General features: G+C 43.9%; 1 protein-coding gene and 1 pseudogene. Both read left to right on the top strand.

Annotated elements, in window-relative coordinates:
* Positions 1 to 1,342, top strand: a 1,342-nt coding sequence (gene murF, locus A3729_RS29965; RefSeq protein ID WP_156498239.1) for a UDP-N-acetylmuramoyl-tripeptide--D-alanyl-D-alanine ligase, incomplete at its 5' end; no start/stop codon positions are given.
* A pseudogene (locus A3729_RS29960) lies at positions 1,342 to 1,710 on the top strand (phospho-N-acetylmuramoyl-pentapeptide-transferase); the annotation flags it as partial. The gene murF and the pseudogene A3729_RS29960, both read left to right, overlap by 1 nt.

Raw genomic sequence — 1,710 nt, 5'->3', positions numbered from 1 at the left:
TTTATTGGGTGATGATACGGGCTTTACTTGCCTATCTATTGATTCACGTACCGTTAACGAAGGTGATGTTTACTTGGCCTTAAAGGGCGAAAGATTTGATGGGCATGAATTTATTGTTGATGCGCTGCGAAAGGGCTGTGCAGGTGTTATTGGCGAACAAGATTTAGCAAGTGTATCGCAGTATATCGAAGATGAGGGGATGACAGCCAAACAGATTTCATATTTACAAGTTAACGATACTGACAAAGCGCTTGCTTCAATTGCTTCACTTAATCGACAGAGGTTTTGCGGAAAGTTAGTTGGTTTGACGGGGTCAGCAGGCAAAACCAGTACTAAGAATATGTTGAAAGCTGTTTTATCAGAATACGGCAAGACCGCGGCAACGAAGGGTAATTTCAATAACGAAGTGGGTGTGCCGTTAACTTTGTTAGACATAAATGCTGAACACCAGTTTTCAGTTGTGGAAATGGGAGCGAGAGCGAAAGGTGATATTGCCTATCTAAGCAATATGGCCCGACCAGATGTTGCAATGGTTTTGAATGCTGGCAGCGCTCACATTGAAGTATTTGGTGATTACGAAGCGATCGTCGAAGGCAAAGGAGAAATTTATGACTCCTTAAGCGCTGACGGCGTTGGAATAATAAACTTCGATGACCCAGCCTATATGACTTGGTTAGAGCGCTTGGGAGGAAGGCAAAGTTTGTCTTTCTCACAGGAAAGTGAAAATGCGGATGTCTTTGCAAGTGATGTTGAATGTGAAGCCGAAGGAAGCTGCTTTACATTGAATTATCACGAAGAGAGCGTAAGGGTTGGTTTGCCTGTGCCAGGTTTGCATCAAATCCAAAATGCTCTCGCAGCAGCGACTGCTGCAATTGCTGTTGGATGCGACTTGGAAGGTGTAGCAAAAGGCTTGGCAAAGGTTGAGTCGACAGAAGGGCGTATGAACACAGCTTTCATTAATGACATCACTTTATTAGACGACAGTTACAACGCAAATCCGGCTTCGATGAAAGCAGCCCTTAATGTCTTGTCTATGCAGGCGGGGTATCGAATTGCCGTGCTGGGTGAAATGGCTGAACTTGGTGCGCATGCGCATGACGCGCATATAGATGTAGCGACTTATGCGCTTGAATTAGGAATCGAAGAGTTTTGCTTGATAGGGCAATACGCAAAACAGATGAGTGAAAGTATTGGTGAGAATGCATTGGTTTTTGAAGACAAAGCCTTGCTTGCAGAGCACCTAGTGAAAGATCAGCACAAAAATAAGATCGTGATGATCAAAGGGTCCAGAAGCGCAGCAATGGATGAAGTTGTAAATTTAATTAAGAGAAGAGTTCACTAATGCTGTATTGGTTGTCATCCGTTTTATCTGAAACATTTGGGTTCTTGTCGGTGTTTCAGTATTTAACCTTGCGAGGAATCCTAGGGGTTTTAACTGCCCTGATGATTTCCTTATGGGTTGGCCCGATGATGATCAAGAAGTTGAGCCATTATCAAATTGGTCAGTCTGTAAGGGACGATGGTCCTCAGTCTCACTTAAGCAAAGCGGGTACGCCAACGATGGGCGGTACTCTAATCATTGTTGCTGTGGCGATTAGTACTTTGATCTGGGGAAATCTGGGTAACAAATATGTCTGGATTACACTATTCGTGACACTGTCATTCGGTGCGATTGGTTGGGTAGATGACTATCGAAAAGTGGTTGAAAAG

It is taken from the genome of Oleiphilus sp. HI0043 (assembly GCF_001634935.1).
Note: the sequence above shows the minus strand (reverse complement) of the source record. Positions and strands in the feature narration are given on the sequence as shown.